The sequence below is a fragment of the Brevundimonas sp. UBA5936 genome, from assembly GCA_002430835.1.
Lineage (GTDB): Bacteria > Pseudomonadota > Alphaproteobacteria > Caulobacterales > Caulobacteraceae > Brevundimonas.
This window is the reverse complement of sequence record DJDA01000030.1, coordinates 1-16604: the sequence shown is the minus strand read 5'-3', so window position 1 is coordinate 16604 and position 16604 is coordinate 1. Positions and strand designations below refer to the sequence as shown.

15 protein-coding genes, 1 tRNA gene and 1 riboswitch are annotated in these 16604 nt (G+C 68.5%); of the genes, 9 read left to right on the top strand and 7 right to left on the bottom strand.

Features of this window, described 5'->3' with window-relative positions; all coding sequences use genetic code 11:
• The 3 genes from B2Y21_RS02790 to B2Y21_RS02780 all read left to right on the top strand — a co-directional run.
• A partial coding sequence (locus B2Y21_RS02790; RefSeq protein WP_292056715.1) for an isoaspartyl peptidase/L-asparaginase occupies positions 1–519 on the top strand: 519 nt, incomplete at its 5' end.
• 108 nt (positions 520–627) lie between these two features.
• Complete coding sequence (locus tag B2Y21_RS02785) at positions 628–3483, top strand: M16 family metallopeptidase (RefSeq protein ID WP_292056712.1); 2856 nt, start codon at positions 628–630, stop codon at positions 3481–3483.
• Between the two features lie 56 nt (positions 3484–3539).
• The gene (locus B2Y21_RS02780) at positions 3540–4352 is read left to right on the top strand and encodes a tetratricopeptide repeat protein (RefSeq protein WP_292056709.1); all 813 of its coding nucleotides are present in this window, start codon (positions 3540–3542) and stop codon (positions 4350–4352) included.
• Between the two features lie 7 nt (positions 4353–4359).
• Here B2Y21_RS02780 and B2Y21_RS02775 read toward each other — a convergent pair whose 3' ends face one another.
• The 3 genes from B2Y21_RS02775 to rlmN form a co-directional block, all read right to left on the bottom strand.
• Positions 4360–5184: a S1 family peptidase gene (locus B2Y21_RS02775; RefSeq protein ID WP_125900355.1), complete on the bottom strand. Its 825-nt coding sequence runs from the start codon at positions 5182–5184 to the stop codon at positions 4360–4362.
• 10 nt (positions 5185–5194) lie between these two features.
• A complete protein-coding gene (locus B2Y21_RS02770; RefSeq protein ID WP_003166326.1) occupies positions 5195–5638 on the bottom strand; it encodes a DUF350 domain-containing protein in 444 nt (147 codons plus the stop codon).
• A 131-nt stretch (positions 5639–5769) separates the two neighbouring features.
• Positions 5770–6933 (bottom strand): 23S rRNA (adenine(2503)-C(2))-methyltransferase RlmN, encoded by a 1164-nt coding sequence (gene rlmN, locus B2Y21_RS02765; RefSeq protein WP_292056704.1) that lies wholly within the window; start codon positions 6931–6933, stop codon positions 5770–5772.
• Between the two features lie 118 nt (positions 6934–7051).
• Positions 7052–7227, top strand: a riboswitch (yybP-ykoY riboswitch).
• Positions 7228–7231: 4 nt separating this feature from the next.
• On the opposite strand from rlmN, the gene B2Y21_RS02760 reads away from it, so the two are divergent.
• The 3 genes from B2Y21_RS02760 to B2Y21_RS02750 all read left to right on the top strand — a co-directional run bounded on the left by B2Y21_RS02760 (position 7232) and on the right by B2Y21_RS02750 (position 8765).
• Complete coding sequence (locus tag B2Y21_RS02760; RefSeq protein WP_292056702.1) at positions 7232–7822, top strand: manganese efflux pump MntP family protein; 591 nt, start codon at positions 7232–7234, stop codon at positions 7820–7822.
• Positions 7823–7896: 74 nt separating this feature from the next.
• Positions 7897–8124 (top strand): hypothetical protein, encoded by a 228-nt coding sequence (locus tag B2Y21_RS02755; protein ID WP_292056700.1) that lies wholly within the window; start codon positions 7897–7899, stop codon positions 8122–8124.
• Between the two features lie 401 nt (positions 8125–8525).
• A complete protein-coding gene (locus B2Y21_RS02750) occupies positions 8526–8765 on the top strand; it encodes a hypothetical protein (RefSeq protein WP_292056698.1) in 240 nt (79 codons plus the stop codon).
• Positions 8766–8905: 140 nt separating this feature from the next.
• Here B2Y21_RS02750 and B2Y21_RS02745 read toward each other — a convergent pair.
• Positions 8906–8982: transfer RNA gene (locus tag B2Y21_RS02745), tRNA-Met, on the bottom strand.
• A 199-nt stretch (positions 8983–9181) separates the two neighbouring features.
• Here B2Y21_RS02745 and B2Y21_RS02740 point away from each other — a divergent pair.
• The 3 genes from B2Y21_RS02740 (at position 9182) to B2Y21_RS02730 (ending at position 14122) form a co-directional block, all read left to right on the top strand.
• Entirely contained in the window at positions 9182–10414 is a 1233-nt protein-coding gene (locus B2Y21_RS02740) for a PQQ-dependent sugar dehydrogenase (RefSeq protein ID WP_292056719.1), read from the top strand.
• A 292-nt stretch (positions 10415–10706) separates the two neighbouring features.
• Entirely contained in the window at positions 10707–11912 is a 1206-nt protein-coding gene (locus tag B2Y21_RS02735; RefSeq protein ID WP_292056697.1) for an acetyl-CoA C-acetyltransferase, read from the top strand.
• 17 nt (positions 11913–11929) lie between these two features.
• Positions 11930–14122, top strand: coding sequence for a 3-hydroxyacyl-CoA dehydrogenase NAD-binding domain-containing protein (locus B2Y21_RS02730; protein ID WP_292056717.1), 2193 nt, complete (start codon positions 11930–11932; stop codon positions 14120–14122).
• A gap of 241 nt (positions 14123–14363) precedes the next feature.
• Here the strand turns inward: B2Y21_RS02730 and B2Y21_RS02725 are convergent, their stop codons facing one another.
• The 3 genes from B2Y21_RS02725 to B2Y21_RS02715 form a co-directional block, all read right to left on the bottom strand.
• Positions 14364–15182, bottom strand: coding sequence for a TIGR02186 family protein (locus tag B2Y21_RS02725; RefSeq protein ID WP_292056695.1), 819 nt, complete (start codon positions 15180–15182; stop codon positions 14364–14366).
• A complete protein-coding gene (locus tag B2Y21_RS02720) occupies positions 15182–16105 on the bottom strand; it encodes a sulfite exporter TauE/SafE family protein (RefSeq protein ID WP_087138814.1) in 924 nt (307 codons plus the stop codon). The genes B2Y21_RS02725 and B2Y21_RS02720 overlap by 1 nt, the downstream gene beginning before the upstream one ends.
• Before the next feature lie 116 nt (positions 16106–16221).
• On the bottom strand, positions 16222–16604 hold a 383-nt coding region (locus B2Y21_RS02715), incomplete at its 5' end, for a 5-oxoproline transporter, DUF969 family subunit (RefSeq protein ID WP_292056692.1).

Below are 16604 nucleotides of genomic sequence, written 5' to 3'. Positions count from 1 at the left end.
AACGGCGCCGCCCGCTTCGCCGCCGAACAGGGTCTGGCGCGCGTCGAAGACCCCGAGGCCTGGTACACCCGCGCCGGTCAGGGCGAGGACAACCATCCGCCCAGCGGCCTAAGCCACGGCACCGTCGGCTGCTGCGTGCTGGACAGCCAGGGACGCCTGGCCGCCGCCACCTCGACGGCGGGCGTGTTCGGCAAGATGCCGGGCCGCGTCGGCGACACCCCCATCCCCGCCGCCGGAACCTGGGCCGACGAGCACGCCGCCGTCTCCTGCACCGGCCAGGGCGAGTATTTCATCCGCGTCGCCGCCGCCGCGCGCACCGCCTTCGGCGTGGCGGCGGGCCAGACGCTGGCCGAGGCGTCGCAAGCCGTCATCGACCGCATCGGCGCCCTGGGCGGCGACGGCGGCCTGATCGCCCTGGACCGCGAAGGGAACATCGCCCAGCCCTACAACAGCCAGGGCATGAAGCGCGCCTGGCTGGCGACCGACGGCGGCGTAGGCGTCGAGGTGTTCGGGCGGTAGAGGCTCCGACCTTTTCATTACAGCTCCGTAAGGTGCGCGGCGGCTCCTTGCCCTGCTAGGCTCTCAGCGCCCGTTTCTTCGACTGCGGGCGTTGGTAAGCCGCCCCTCATGCATACTCGCCTGATCTTGCCCGCTTGCGTCTCGGCGCTGCTGCTCGGCCTGCCCGCCGCCGCCCCGGCCCGGGCTAAGCCCCCGCTCCCCGCCGCGTCTACCGCCCAGGGCGGGGTCGAGGTGCCGCCGCTGGGCTTCGCCAAGCGGGTGCTGGCCAACGGCATGGAGGTCTATACGGCGCGCGACGCCTCGACCTCCAACGTCACGGTCCAGGTCTGGTATCGCGTGGGGTCCAAGGACGATCCGGCGGGCCGTTCGGGCTTCGCCCACCTGTTCGAACACCTGTTGTTCAAGGCGACGAAGAACATGCCGTCCGAGACGTTCGATCGTCTGACCGAAGACGTCGGCGGCTTCAACAACGCCTTCACCGCCGACGACGTGACCGCCTATTACGAGGTCGTCCCGGCCAACCACCTGCAGCGCATCCTGTTCGCCGAAGCCGACCGAATGGGCTCGCTGGTCGTCGATGAGGCGAACTTCGCCTCCGAACGCGACGTGGTGAAGGAGGAATACCGCCAGCGCATCCTGGCCAGCCCCTATGGCCGTCTGTTCGGCCTATTCACGCCCGAGACCATCTATCAGGACCACCCCTATCGCCGCCCCGGCATCGGCTCGATCGAGGAGCTGGACGCCGCGACCCTGGACGACGTGCTGCGTTTCCACGCCACCTACTACCGGCCGGACAACGCCATGCTGATCGTGGCGGGCAATTTCGATCAGGCGCAGTTGGACGGCTGGGTCGACGAGTACTTCGCCCCGCTGAAGCGTCCGTCGACGCCCATGCCCGCCAATGATGTGAAAGAGCCCGAGCCGACCGGCCCGCGCACCGCCACCTATTACGCGCCGAACGTGCCCCTGCCCGCCGTGGCCCTGGCGTGGAACACCGTGGCCTATAAGGACGCCGATCGCGCGGCCCTGACGGTGCTGGACGGCATCCTGTCGACCGGGGAAAGCAGCCGCCTGTACCGCTCGCTGGTCTATGACAAGCAGATCGCCGCCTCGGCCGGCTCCAATCCCGATTTCGCCCAGCAGGCGGGCAATCTGGCGGCCTACGCCATCATGGCGGGCGGCGAGACGGTCGAGACCGGCAAGGCCGCGCTGGAGGCCGAGATCGCGCGCCTGCGCGACGAGCCCGTCACCGCCGCCGAACTGGCCGAGGCCAAGAACGAGCTGGTCGCCGACGCCCTGCGCGGCCGTGAAAGCATCGACGACCGCGCCACGACGCTGGGCATGGCGCTGATCATGACCGGCGACGCGACCGCCGCCGACCGCGAGATCGCCGAGATCCAGGCCGTCACCGCCGCCGACGTGCAGCGCGTGGCCCGCCGCTATCTGACGCCGCAGCGCCAGATCACCATCAACTACCTGCCCGCCGACGACGCCAATGCGCCCAGCGAGCAGAAGAAGAACGTCGACGCCCCCGTCACGGTCGCGTCCCTGGCCCCGGCCGGCCCGGTCGCCGTCCTGCTGCCGGAGGCCGAGCGCGCCCGCCTGCCCCAGCCGGGGCCTGAGGTGTCGCCCGCCACCCCGGCCATCGCCGACTTCCGTCTGGACAACGGCCTGCGCGTGCTGGTCGCCCCGACGCAGGGCCTGCCGCTGGTTTCCGCGCGACTGAACCTCAACTCCGGCTCGGCCCACGATCCGGCGGGCAAGCCGGGCGTCGCCTCCATGACCGCTGCCCTGCTGACCCAGGGCACGACGACCAAGGCGGCCCCGGAAATCGCCACCGCCATCGAACAGCTGGGCGCCAGCATCGGCGCAGGCGCGGGGGCCGACTTCACCAACGTCTACGCCAATGCGCCCAAGGACGTGTTCGGCCGGACCCTGACCCTGATGGCCGATCTGGTGCGCAATCCGACCTTCGCCGCCGAGGAGCTGGAGCGTCAGCAGTCCCAGACCCTGGACGGCCTGCGCGTGGCGCTGAGCCAGCCGGGCTCCATCGCCTCCCAGTCGGTCGGCCGCGTGATCTACGGCGACGCCCCCTACGGCGCGCCGGGCTCGGGCACGGTGAACAGCATCCCCGCCCTGACGCGCGATGACGTGGCGGTGTTCCACTCCGACCGCTTCCGCCCGTCGCAGGCGACCCTGGTCTTCTCGGGCGACGTGACCCCGGCCGAGGCCCGCGCCCTGGCGGACGAGGCCTTCGGCGACTGGCGCGACGCCGGTCCGGCGCCGGCCGCCATCGACAAGGCGGGCCAGGCGCTGGCCCCGCGCGTCGTCGTCATCGACCAGCCGGGCGCCGGCCAGGCGGCGGTCGTCGCCGCCATCCGCGGCGTCAGCCGCACCGACGCCGACTTCTTCCCGCTGACGGTCGGCAACACCCTGCTGGGCGGCGGCTATTCTTCGCGGCTGAACCAGAAGATCCGCATCGAGAAGGGCCTGTCCTACGGCGCCGGATCGTCGCTGGGCGCGCGGGCGGACGCGGGCGTCTTCACCGCCTCGACCCAGACCAAGAACGAGTCGGCGACCGAGGTGGTCGAACTGATGCTGGCCGAGATCGGCAAGCTGGGCGACGCCCCGGCGACCGAGACCGAACTGGCTCCGCGCCGCGCCACCCTGATCGGCGCCTTCGGCCGTTCGCTGGAGACGGTCGACGGCCTGGGCGGCCTGGTCGCCAACCTGGCCCTCTACGACCTGCCGATGAGCGACCTGGCCGACTACGCCGGACGCGTCCGCGCGGTCACGCCGCAACAGGTCGAGGCGGCCTTCGCCGAGCACCTGCCGACCGACCGGGCCAGCCTGGTCGTGGTCGGCGACGCCTCGAAGTTCATCGACGGCCTGAGGGCCAAGTATCCGAACGTCGAGGTCATTTCGCTGACCGAACTCAATCTGGACAGCGCCACGCTGAAGTAGGGCGGCTTGCCACCGGCTCCGATTTCCGGCCAAGCTGGAAATCGGAGAACCGCACTATGCTGAAAACAGGACGTATCGCCCTGCTGGCGGCCGGAACAGTCTGGTTAGCCGGGTCGCCCGGACAGGCGCTCTCGTCCGCGCCAGATCCGCTGGGCGACGCCTTGGCGTTGCTTCAAACTGATCCCTCTGCAGCCGTCGCCGCACTGGAGCTTCTGGTCGCCGCCTATCCTCTGGGCCGGGCCTATCTCTTGGGCACAGGCGTGCAGCAGGATCCCGAAAAAGGGACTCGGCTGATGCAGACGGCCGTCAGAGCTGACCCCGGCAATATCGACGCCCAATTCCTGCTGGGTCGCGCCTACCAGTACGGCTGGGGCGTGCCGGTCGACCTCGACGCCGCTCGCACCCACCTGACCCTTGCGGCGGACAGCGGAGACCCGCGCGCCCAATGGAGCCTCGGCATGCTTCTGATAGACGGCCGAGCGCCTACCGACCTCGCAACGGCGTACCGCTACGTCCGCCAGTCCGCGGAACAGAACTTCGAAAGCGGCATGATCTCATTGGCGGTCATGCTGGCCATGGGCCAAGGCGTAACGCCCGATCCCGCCGAGGCCCGCCTCTTGTATGCCCGGACTGCCGAGAGCGGCTCGGCCCACGCCCTGCGCGCTCTGGGCATGATGATACTGGTCGGCGAGGGCGGCGCCAGCGACCCGGTCAAGGGCGCGGCCTATGTCGAGTTGGCCGCAGAAGGCGGCGACGCCAACGCCGCCACCCTGCTGAGGCAGTTCGCCGAGCCCCTGTCTCAGCTTCCCCGCACTGACATCGACGCCGCCAAGGCGAAATGGGTCAAGGATCACGGCGCGCCGCGCTAGGCTCCATTCACGTCGTCAGGCAGACCACCTGGGCGACCCGCAGATCCTGACGCAGGCGGTCGGAGACGGCGCCGTAGTTCTGGGTCGTCACCGCCTGGCCGAGGGCGGCTTCGTCGGCGCGCTGCTGGGCGCCGACCGTGGGGACGAAGGTGTCGGGCGCCGTGGTGTAGATACGGCCGCGCCGGGGCGACTCGGCGATGGTCACGCCCAGCACCCGCCCGCGACGATCCAGCACCGGCGCGCCCGACAAACCCGACAAGGTGCCCTTCAGCCCGCTCGTACGGCCGGCTTCGGCCCAGGCCAGCACCGGCTCGTCATAGGAGCGGTGACCGCGTATCTTCAGCGTCTCGCGGCCGATCAGGCGCGAGGCCACCTCGCCCGGCCGCCCCTGAGGGAAGCCGGGGTGGAAGGCGCGCTGGCCCTTGTAGAGCGGCGCCTGGGGCGCGATCGGCAGGGCGGGCGGTCCGCCGTCGGTCAGCAGCAGGGCCACGTCCGCCCGCGCGGCCAGGCGCACGTCGGCGGCCAGGGCGCGAGTCTTGTCGATCACCAGGGCCGGCTTGCGGCAGCCCTCGACCACATGGCGCGCAGTGATCCAGCGCCCGTCCCCGGCGATGGAGAAGGCCGTGCCCGACACCGGCTCATGCTCGTCCGAGGTGTCGACGGTGACGGACGGATCAAAGGGGGTGATCGGCCCCAGCAACGGCCCTGTCGGTTCTTCGGCATGGAAGTCGTGCGGCGCATCAGCCCGCTCGCCCCGGTTCAGGGACGCAATCAGGATCACGCCGATGACGGCGGCGTAGATGGTCCAGTCAGGAAGGTGGGGAAAGCGCAAGGCCGCCCCCTCAACCCGTCAGGGCGGCCGCCAGGATCAAGGCGGTCGACAGCTTGGCCCCGGCCAGGACCACGGCGGCGGAGGTCTCGCCCTTCTCTATCCGTTGCGGCAGGCCGTGCAGCAGGAAGTCGACGACGCGGAAGGCCAGCAGTTGCAGCACCACTGTCGCCACGCCCCAGATGGCGATGTCGCGGATCGAGGTCGACACCGACAGGGACACCGCCAGCGGAATGGCCAGGCCGACCAGCACTCCGGAAAAGGCCACGGCGGCGGCCGGATTGCCCTGGCGGATCAGGGCGATCTCGCGCCACGGCGTCAGCAGCGCATAGACCGCCGCCCCCGCCGCCAGCAGGCCGAAGGTCACGGCCAGATGCAGCATCAGGATCGGAAAGCCCGTCGCAAACGCCTGGAGTTCAGGCGTCGACAGCACGCCCGGCAACGACGAGGTCTCCATGACGACGAACCCTAGCCTCCCAGCCTGAAGGGGAACGAAACCAAAACACCCTTGCCCGAAAGCTTGGCCCTTCCGCTAGGGCGCCCGCGCCACAGTCGGCGGACAAAGCGTCCAGACGGACGGTCGGCGTCTCAGGCCGCGTCGGCCTCTTCGCGCTCAGCCTTGATCCGCGCGCTGGCCCGCTGCTTCTCGCTCTCGGACTTCAGCTGGCCGCAGGCGGCCAGGATGTCGCGGCCGCGCGGGGTGCGGATGGGCGAGGCGTAGCCGGCCTTGTTCAGGATGGCGGCGAAGGTCTCGATCGTCTTCCAGTCCGAGCACTGATAGTCGGTGCCGGGCCAGGGGTTGAACGGGATCAGGTTCACCTTGGACGGAATGCCCTCGATCAGCTTGATCAAGGCGCGCGCCTCGGCCGGGCTGTCGTTGACGCCCTTCAGCATGACGTATTCGAACGTCACCCGGCGCGCGTTAGACAGGCCGGGATAGGCGCGGATGGCGGCCATCAACTGGTCCAGCGGATACTTCTTGTTCAGCGGCACCAACTGGTCGCGCAAGGGATCGTTGGTGGCGTGCAGGCTGATGGCCAGCATGGCCGCCGTGCGCTCGCCCAGGGCGTTCAACTGCGGCACCACGCCCGAGGTCGACACGGTGATCCGGCGCCGCGACAGGGCGATGCCCTCATTGTCGGAGATGATGTCGATGGCGTTGGCGACGTGGTCCAGATTGTAGAGCGGCTCGCCCATGCCCATGAAGACGATGTTCGACAGGCGGCGGTCTTCCTTGGGCGAGGGCCACTCGTCCAGGTCGTCGCGGGCCACCTGGACCTGAGCCACGATCTCGGCCGTCGTCAGATTGCGGACCAGCTTCTGCGTGCCGGTGTGGCAGAAGGTGCAGTTCAGGGTGCAGCCGACCTGGGACGAGACGCACAGAGCGCCCGCCCGGCCCACGTCGGGGATGTAGACAGTCTCGATCTCAATGCCCGGCGCCGTGCGGATCAGCCATTTGCGCGTGCCGTCCTTCGACACCTGACGCTCGACGATCTCGGGCCGTGCCAGGGTGAAGGCCTCGGCCAGCTTGGCGCGCGTGTCCTTGCCCACGTCGCTCATCAGGTCGAAGTCGGTGACGCCGTAATGGTGAATCCAGCGCCAAACCTGGGAGGCGCGCATCTTGGCCTTTTCGGGCGGACAGATTTCGGCGTCGATCAGGGCCTGGCGCAGTTCGTCGCGCGTCAGACCGCTGAGGTTGACGGGCGTCTTTACCGGGGCGCTGGCGCGCGAGAGATCGAGCGAAATGCTCAAGGTCGGATGTCCTGCGGCGAAGAATGAAGCGGCGGCGTCTAGCACAGATGGGGCGTCTTGTCGCCTTTGGCCATGCGCGGGTTGATAGACTCGGAACGAGGCGTTAGAGGGGCGACCGTTGGGGAGTAGCTTCCGGCATATCCCAGCCGGGGTCGCGTCAACACACTTGCCTCCTGTCATTCAGGGGCATGGCGCGATCAGCGGATCACCTCCGCCTAGCGAGACCAGCATGCTGCACCTGCGGGGCCGGCCCGCGCGTGGAGCGTGCTGTCATGCGTCCGGCCGAGTGTGTTTTCCCATGATGTCCCCCGTCGCCATCGCCGTCCTGTCCGTCAGCATGTCCGCCGACGCCTTCGCCGCCGCCATCGGGCGCGGCGCCCAGCACCGGCCGACGGTGTCCCAGGCCCTGCGCTCGGGCCTGGTGTTCGGCGTGATCGAGGCCATCACCCCCCTGATCGGCTTCGCCCTGGGCGTGGCGGCCGCCGGCTTCGTCGCGGCGATCGACCACTGGATCGCCTTCGGCCTGCTGGGCGCGGTCGGGGCCAAGATGATCTGGGAGGCGCTGAAGCGCGAAGAAGAAGCCGTCGAGGCGGAAAACGCCAGCGGCAAGGCCGCGTCGCGCGGCCTGCTGGCCCTGGTCGCCACCGCCGTCGGCACCTCGATCGACGCCGGCGCGGTGGGGGTCGGCCTGGCCCTGCTGGACGCCAACATCTGGCTGATCGCAGCCTGCATCGGCTTCACCACCTTCGCCCTGGCGACGCTGGGCCTGCTGGTCGGCAAGGCGGCGGGCACGCGGCTGGGCAAGATCGTCGAGCTGGTCGGCGGGGTCGCCCTGATCGCGCTGGGCCTGAAGATCCTGCTGGAGCATCTGGGCGTTCTGGCAGGCTGAACCGCTTGCTCGGCGGAACGTTCGGAGAGATCATCGCGCCTCGTCGCTCGTTTCACCTGTCGAAGGAGATTGTCATGCGCGCCACCCTGTTCCTCACCGCCGCCATCCTCACCCCGCTGGCGCTCGCCGCTTGCGCCTCAGGCCGCCCCTTGCCGACCTATCAGCAGGAAATGGACAAGCTGGACGCGGAATGCCGCGAGCGCGGCGGCATTATCTCGCCTACCGGCCGTCAGACCGGCCGCCCGCAGACCGACTACGTCTGCAAGATCACCGGCGGCGCCTCGCGCATTCCGCAGACCTGACGACTTCACGCCGCTCCGGCTGAATTCGGGCGACCGGCCCGGCAGCTACAAGCCTCGCGCCGGGCCATGAGGCTCGTCCGGCTCCCCGTCCTGATCACGATCCGGCGGGCGTCGCCGTTCGCTGGTGACCGCGCGGTCGACCCCGGTGAGAACCACGGCCAGAATGATGGCGCCAAAGGCGAAAAGAGCGAGAGGCATGCTCAGTACAATGGGCCAAACCGCCTGAGGTTCAAACGCACATCAACGACGTTTCGTCGTCCCCCTGCCGCCGCCGCACGACCCATCACTTCGGCGAACGCCAAGGACTTGAAACTCACATCAAGTTCTCGCTGGACAGCGTTCAACGATCTGGGCCATAGCACGAGGCAAGGGATGCCGACGGGCAGGTTCGAGGGGCGGAAATGCAGACGGCGGTTATCCTTCGCATATCGCGCGCGGCGGCGATGGGCGAACCTCACGTCTGGTATGAATACGCCCTGCTCGTGAACAATCAAATCGAGCGGCAGTCGCCGCACATGATGGCCACCGTCGAAAGCGCTATGCGCTTCGCACGCGAGCAAGGATACGTCCCGAGCGGCGACGTCATCGACATACAGCTGGAACCAGCCGTCGCGCCTCGAACTGCGCGAGCCATCGCCTGATCGCGCCACTGCGCGACCCGCTCAGCCGCAGCTAACCCGTGATTGCCGCTCAGGCGAACAGGCGACGTTGGCTAAGCGCAAGCATGTCCGATCACCGCATCAGACCCGACGCCGCACCCATCGGATTTCAAGGAGATCCGTGGTGGTTGGAGGCGGGATCGAACCGCCGACCTGTGGGTTATGAATCCACCGCTCTAACCATCTGAGCTACCCAACCCCTTACGGAGCATCGCGCCGGATCGAGAACGACCCCTGAGCGCGAGAGGGGTGCGTATATCGCCGCCTTCTCTCCGGTTCAAGCCGCTTCGATGCGGATTTCGTGCGGGACTATCGGTCGCGGCGCGTTTCGGCTCGCGCAAAGCGCGCCGACACTGCATCCTGACCGTTCAAAGCCACGCTGTTCAGGAGCCGCCATGCTGCGCCCCGCCCTCTTCGCCGCTTCCGTCGCCGCCCTGGCTCTCGCCGCCTGCGGGGCCAATGGTCAGGATGAGGCGCCGTCCTCCGCCGCCACCGGCGCGCCGGTCGAGACCCGCCCGCCCAACAACCCGGACCAGAAGCCGGCGCTCGAAGGCCAGACCCGCGCGCCGTCGGTCAGCACGACGATTGCCATGCAACACGCCGTCGTGGCCGAGGGTCTGGAGCACCCCTGGGGCCTGGCCCTGCTGCCGGACGGCCAGTGGCTGGTGACGGAGAAGCCCGGCCGGATGCGCGTGGTCAGCGCCCAGGGCCGGATCGGCGCGCCGATCGGCGGCCTGCCCGCCGTGGCGGCGCGCGGCCAGGGCGGCCTGCTGGACGTGATCCTGAGCCCGACCTTCGCCCAGGACCGGATGATCTACTGGTCCTACGCCCAGCCGCGAGACGGCGGCAACGGCACGGCCGTGGCCCGCGGCCGCCTGTCGGACGATCTGAGCCGCGTCGAGAACGTGCAGGTCGTCTTCCAGGTCAAGGACACCTATGACGGGGACAAGCATTTCGGCTCCTCCCTGGTCTTCGGCCCGGACGGCAAGCTGTACATCACCATCGGCGAACGGTCGGACAAGCCGATGCGGCCGACGGCCCAGAGCCTGGCCTCGCACCACGGCAAGGTCATCCGCATCAACGCCGACGGCTCGGTCCCGTCCGACAACCCCTTCGTCGGCCGCGAAGGAGCCCTGCCCGAAATCTGGTCCTACGGCCACCGCAACCCGCAGGGCATCGCCGTCCAGCCGGGAACCGGGGCGGTCTGGAGCATCGAGCACGGCACGCGCGGCGGCGACGAGCTGAACCTGGAGAAGGCGGGCGCCAACTACGGCTGGCCGGGCGCAGCCTACGGCATCGAGTACAGCGGCGACGCCATCCCCGGCGCCACGACGACGCAGGAAGGCACCGTCCAGCCCGTCTACTACTGGGATCCGGTGATCGCGCCGGGCGGCATGGTCTTCTACGACGGCGCCATGTTCCCCGACTGGAAGGGGAACGCCCTGATCGGCGGCCTGGGCGGCAAGCATCTGGTTCGCCTGGTGCTGCAGGACGGCCGCGTGGGCGGCGAAGAGCGGCTGCTGACCGGCCTGGGCGAGCGCATACGCGACGTGGCGGTCGGGTCTGACGGCGCCGTCTGGGTCGTCACCGACGAGGAGAACGGCAAGCTGGTGCGGTTGGCGCGCCGCTGAGGCTAAGAAGACAGGGCGGGCCGCGCACAACGGCCCGCCCTTTTCACATCCGACGACCTCACGCGCCTTGTTACTTGACGTTGACGTAAACGTCGGCTTTCTAACGACCTGAGTTTCAATTCCAGACGCGATGATCGGATCCGTCCGCCCACCGCCTCCCAACCAAGACGACAACCGTCCCTCATGCAGCGAGGCGTCGCGCGCCGAGCGATAGGGACACCAGAAAACCGTCCCTCATGCAGTTCGCTGCCGCGCAGCGAACGGTAGGGACACAAAAGAAGAGAGACGCTCCATGGCCGACGCCTACATCTACGACGCCGTGCGCACCCCGCGCGGCAAGGGCAAGAAGGACGGCAGCCTGCACGAGATCACGGCCCTGAGCCTGGCGACCCAGGTTCTGGAAGCCCTGCGCGACCGCAACGGCCTGGACACTTCCAAGGTCGATGACGTGATCCTGGGCGTGGTGTCGCCGGTCGGCGAGCAGGGCTCGGACATCGCCCGCACCGCCGTGCTGTCGGCCGGCTGGGGCCAGGAGACGGCGGGCGTGCAGATCAACCGCTTCTGCGCCTCGGGTCTTGAAGCCGTGAACATGGCCGCCGCCAAGGTGAAGTCCGGCGAGGCCGACATGGCCGTCGGCGGCGGCGTCGAGGCCATGAGCCGCGTGCCGATGGGTTCCGACGGCGGCGCCTGGCCGACCGATCCCTCGGCGGCCTTCCCGACCTATTTCGTGCCGCAGGGCGTCTCGGCCGACATGATCGCCACCAAATACGGCTTCAGCCGCGACGACGTGGACGCCTATTCGGTCGAAAGCCACAAGCGCGCCGCCCAGTCCTGGGCCGAGCGCCGCTTCGATCGATCGGTGATCGCGGTCAAGAACCAGCTCGGCCTGACCCAGCTGGACCGTGACGAGACCATTCGTCCGAAGACGGACATGCAGACCCTGGGCGGGCTGAACCCCTCCTTCGTCATGATGGGCGGCATGGGCTTCGACGCCGTGATCAACCAGCGCTACCCCGAGGCGGCGGGCGTCAACCACGTCCACACGCCGGGCAACTCGTCCGGCATCGTCGACGGCGCGGCGGGCATCCTGGTCGGCTCCAAGGAGATGGGCGAGGCCCTGGGCCTGAAGCCCCGCGCGAAGATCCTGGGCGGCGCCTCGATCGGCTCCGAACCGTCGATCATGCTGACGGGCCCCGAGCCCGTCACCCGCAAGCTGCTGGGCAAGCTCGGCATGCAGCCGGGCGACATCGACCTGTATGAACTGAACGAGGCCTTCGCGGCCGTGGTGCTGCGCTACATGCAGGCGCTCGATATTCCGCACGACAAGATCAACGTCTGCGGCGGCGCCATCGCCATGGGCCACCCCCTGGGCGCCACCGGCGCCATGATCCTGGGCACGGTGCTGGACGAGCTGGAGCGCTCGAACAAGTCGACGGCCCTGGCCACCCTGTGCATCGGCGGCGGCATGGGCACCGCCACCGTCATCGAACGCGTCTGATCCGGGAGCGAATGACTATGGAAAACTTCAAGATCGACATCGACGCCGACGGCATCGCCACGGTCGCCTTCGACGTGCCGGGCCGTTCGATGAACACCCTGACCTCGGCCGTAATCGCCGAGATCCCGGCCCTGGTCGAAAAGATCAAGACCGACGACGCCATCAAGGGCGTGGTCCTGACCTCGGGCAAGACGACCGGCTTCTGCGCCGGGGCGGACCTGGGCGACATGGCCGCAGGCATGCTGGCCGGCGGCGGCGACCTGCAGAAGGCGTTCGACACCGGCTGGGCGCTGAACGGCGCCTTCCGCGCGCTGGAAACCTCGGGCAAGCCCGTGGCGGCGGCCATCAACGGTCTGGCGCTGGGCGGCGGGTTGGAGTTCACCCTGGCCTGCCACTATCGCGTCGTCGAGAACGACCCGAAGATTCAGCTGGGCCTGCCCGAGATCAAGGTCGGCCTCTTCCCCGGCGGCGGCGGCACCCAGCGCCTGACGCGCCTGATCGGGGTGCAGACCGCCCTGATGCAGATGGCCGAGGGCAAGTCCTGGCGCCCGAACGACGCCAAGGGCGCCGGCGTCGTCCATGAGGTCGTCGAGAAGGGCCAGTCGGTCGAGGCCGCCAAGGCCTGGATCAAGGCCGGCGGCAAGGCCGTCCAGCCCTGGGACGACCCCAAGTTCAAGATCCCCGGCGGCGGCCCCTACCACCCGGCGGGCGCCCAGGTCTTCATCATGGGCAACGCCATCCTGCGCAAGCAGTCCTACGGCAACTATCCGGCCGTGCTGAACATGATGAAGGCCGTCTATGAAGGCGTGCAGGTGCCGATCGAGGCGGGCCTGCGCATCGAGACGCGCTACTTCATCAAGACCCTGATGACGCCGCAGGCCCAGGCGATGATCCGCAGCCTGTTCCTGTCCAAGCAGGAACTGGACAAGGGCGCCGTGCGCCCCGCGGGCGTGCCCAAGTCTGATCCCAAGAAAGTCAGCGTCCTGGGCGCCGGCATGATGGGCGCGGGCGTGGCCTATGTGCAGGTCATGGCCGGCATCGAGACCGTGCTGATCGACCAGACCCAGGAAGCCGCCGACAAGGGCAAGGCCCACGTCGAGGAACTGCTGAAGAAGCGCCTGTCGCGCGGTCAGATGACCCAGGAGAAGTTCGACGCCACCCTGGCCCTGGTCACGGCGACGACGGACTATGACCTGATCAAGGGTTCGGACCTGGTCATCGAGGCCGTGTTCGAGAACCGCGAGATCAAGGCCGACGTCACCAAGCGCGCCGAGGCCCAGTTGGCTGAGGGCGCCGTGTTCGGCTCCAACACCTCGACCCTGCCGATCTCGGGCCTGGCCGAGGCCAGCGTGCGGCCGGAAGACTTCATCGGCATCCACTTCTTCTCGCCCGTCGACAAGATGATGCTGGTCGAGATCATCATGGGCGAAAAGACCGGCGACGCGGCCCTGGCCAAGGCGCTGGACTATGTCCTGAAGATCAAGAAGACGCCGATCGTCGTCAACGACAGCCGCGGCTTCTACACCTCGCGCTGCTTCTCCACCTTCCTGATGGAAGGCATGGCCATGCTGGAAGAGGGCTATTCGCCCGTGCTGATCGACAACGTCGGCCGTATGACCGGCATGCCGCGCGGCCCGCTGGAGATGCACGACGACGTGGCGCTGGACCTGTCGTACAAGATCGCCAAACAGACCCGGGAGGATCTGGGCGCTGAATACGTTCCGACCGAAGGCGAACAGATCGTCGCCACCATGGTCGAGCAGGGCCGCTACGGCCGCAAGAACGGCAAGGGCTTCTACGACTACGACCAGAAGCCCAAGGTCATCTGGCCGGGTCTGGCCGAACTGGCCCCGACCACCAAGGGCGACGCCTTCGGCGAGAGCCCCGAGGCGTTCAAGGCCATCGACGAGCTGAAGACCCGCCTGCTGTACCGCCAGGCGGTGGAAGTGGCCCGTTGCTGGGAAGAGGGCGTCATCGACGACCCGCGCGAGGGCGACCTGGGCGCCATTCTGGGCTGGGGCTTCGCGCCCTGGACCGGCGGCCCCATCACCTTCATGGACCAGACCGGACTGAAGGCCTTCGTGGCCAAGGCCGACGAACTGGCCGCCAAATACGGCGACCGCTTCAAGGTTCCGCAGCTTCTGCGCGACATGGCCGCCAAGGACGAAACCTTCTACGGCCGCTTCGCGCCGGAGAAGAAGGCGGCCTGAGGCTCGGCTTCAGACGGAAACGGAAAGGGCGGCCTTCGCAGGCCGCCCTTTCTTTTTGCACTACGCTCGCGACGCGGTCGCTCGCTGCTTGAGCGCGCCCTCTACTCCCGCTCATCCCGGCGGACGCCGGGACCCAGTTCTTTGGCTGCATCCGCGCGCGTGGAAGTCTTGACCTTCTTCAAAGGCGGAGCGCGTGGTTCTCACTGGTTCCCGGCGTCCGCCGGGATGAGCGGGAAAGGGCCTATCTACTCCGGAACACCCGCGACGCCGCATAGCCCGTCATCGCCGCCAGCAGCACGCACAGCACGCCGTAGCTCCAAGGGCGGTTGTGGGCGAACTCATAGATATCGCGCTCCAGCCCCACCTTTTCGACGGTCAGGGTCATGTTGGACACCGACACCGGCGTCCCCTCCTGAAACAGCCAGACCTCGGCGTAATACTTCCCCGTCGGGGCCACGGCGGGCAGCTTGACCTCGGCGCGGAACAGGCCCCGATCGACGAACTCCACCCCCTTGGGGTCCGTATCATAGAGAGCCGCCGCCTCCTTCAACCGGATGACGGCGCGGCGCCAGTCCAGATAGTCCTCGCCCAGACGGCTGATGACCACGTCGCGCACGCCGTAGCGGGTGACGGTGCGGGCTTCTTCCGGCGCATCGATGCGCAGGTGATCGACACCCACGCCCAGGCGGCGCAACTGGCCGAAGTCGGCGATGTCGCTCAGCGGCCGCGTCGAGGCGGTCATGTAGAAACCGGGTGCCCCTTCGAACAGCACCGGGCGGCTGTTCAGCCAGACCCCCATGTTGCGCGTCTTCTTGACCAGGCGGACCGGGGCGTCGGGGCCGCGCACCACCACCACCACGTCGGCGGGCGTGTCGGTCGGATTGAACACGGCGCCGTAGAGGACGATCGAAGCGCCCTTGAAGCCTGAGTCCACATCCACCCGCGCGTCTGTCAGGGCGGCGGCGACCCGCACGTCTTCGGTCGTGGCGGCGGAGCGTTCGATGATGATCTCGGGCGCGGCGACGACGGGCGGCGGCTCCGGCGGCAGGATCTGGAACATCAGTCCGCCACCCCCGGCGCCAGCAGGAACAGGTCGCTGGGCCGCACGAACAGCTCCAGCCCCATCTGGATGCCGACCAGCAGGACGATCAGCCCCAGCGCCGCACGCATTTCCTCGGCGCGGAACCGACCCGACAGCTTGGCACCGTACTGGGCCCCCACCACCCCGCCCAGCAGCAGGATGGTCGACAGGACGATGTCCACCGTCTGGTTGCGCCCGGCCTGAAGCACGGTGGTGATGGCCGTGGTGATGATGATCTGGAACAGGCTGGTGCCGACCACCACGCTGGCCTTCATCCGCAGCACATAGAGCATGGCCGGCACCAGGATGAAGCCGCCGCCCACCCCCATGATGGCCGACAAAATCCCTGCAAACACGCCCAGGCCGAACGGCGGAATGGCGCTGATGTAGAGACCCGAGCGCGGGAAACGCATCTTGAACGGCAGGCCGTACAGCCACATGGGGCGGCGACGTTCCTTGCGCGGCGGCGTCTCGCCCCGGACGCGGTGCAGGATCTGCGTCAGGCTTTCGTACAGCATCATGCTGCCGATCGAGCCCAGGAACAGCAGATAGGACAAGGCCACCACCAGGTCGGCTTGACCCAGCAGGCGCAGATAGCGGAACAGCTCGACGCCCAGCACGGCGCCCAGCGCCCCGCCGACAGCCATGATGCCGCCGATGCGATAATCGACCGCCTTCATGCCTGAATAGCGGATGACGCCCGAGGTCGAGGAGGCGACGACGTGGCTGGCCTGGCTGGCCACCGCCACCGTCGGCGGGATGCCCAGAAAGACCAGAACCGGCGCCATCAGGAAACCGCCGCCGATGCCGAACAGACCGGACACGAATCCAACCAGCGCCCCCAGCAGAACCAGGAGCGGCCAGTTCACCGAGACTTCGGCGATCGGCAGGTAAATATCCACGGCACGCGCCTTCGGCTGGAAGGACAGGCAATCGGCGCCGGAAAGGCGACTAGGCTTCCGGTCTTAGCGGCCCCTGCGGCGAACCGCCACCCCCGGTTGAACGCGTCGTGCGCCGATCAGGCGGCCGGCGCGGTAAAGGCGTCGGCGGCCTCGCGCGCCGTGCGGCGATCGGCCGCCGACAGGCCCGAGGTCAGGCGCTGCACCGAGGCCAGGGCCTGCTGGTCGCCGCGCCGCGCCGCGATCATGTACCACTTGAACGCCTCGACCCGATTGGGGGCCACGCCCTGGTCGCCCTTCTCCAGCAGCTGGGCGACGTTGTACTGGCTGTCGACCCGCCCGGCGGTCGCCGCCTTGACCTTGGTCACCAGGTCACGCGCGCGCTCCTGCAGGCCCGCGCGCTCCAACAGACCGATCACCGGCAGGACCAACCAGGTGATGTGGAAATAGCGGTTGTCGTTGAAGGCCTGGCCGAAGCGCGAGATCGTGTCGACCCCGGCCA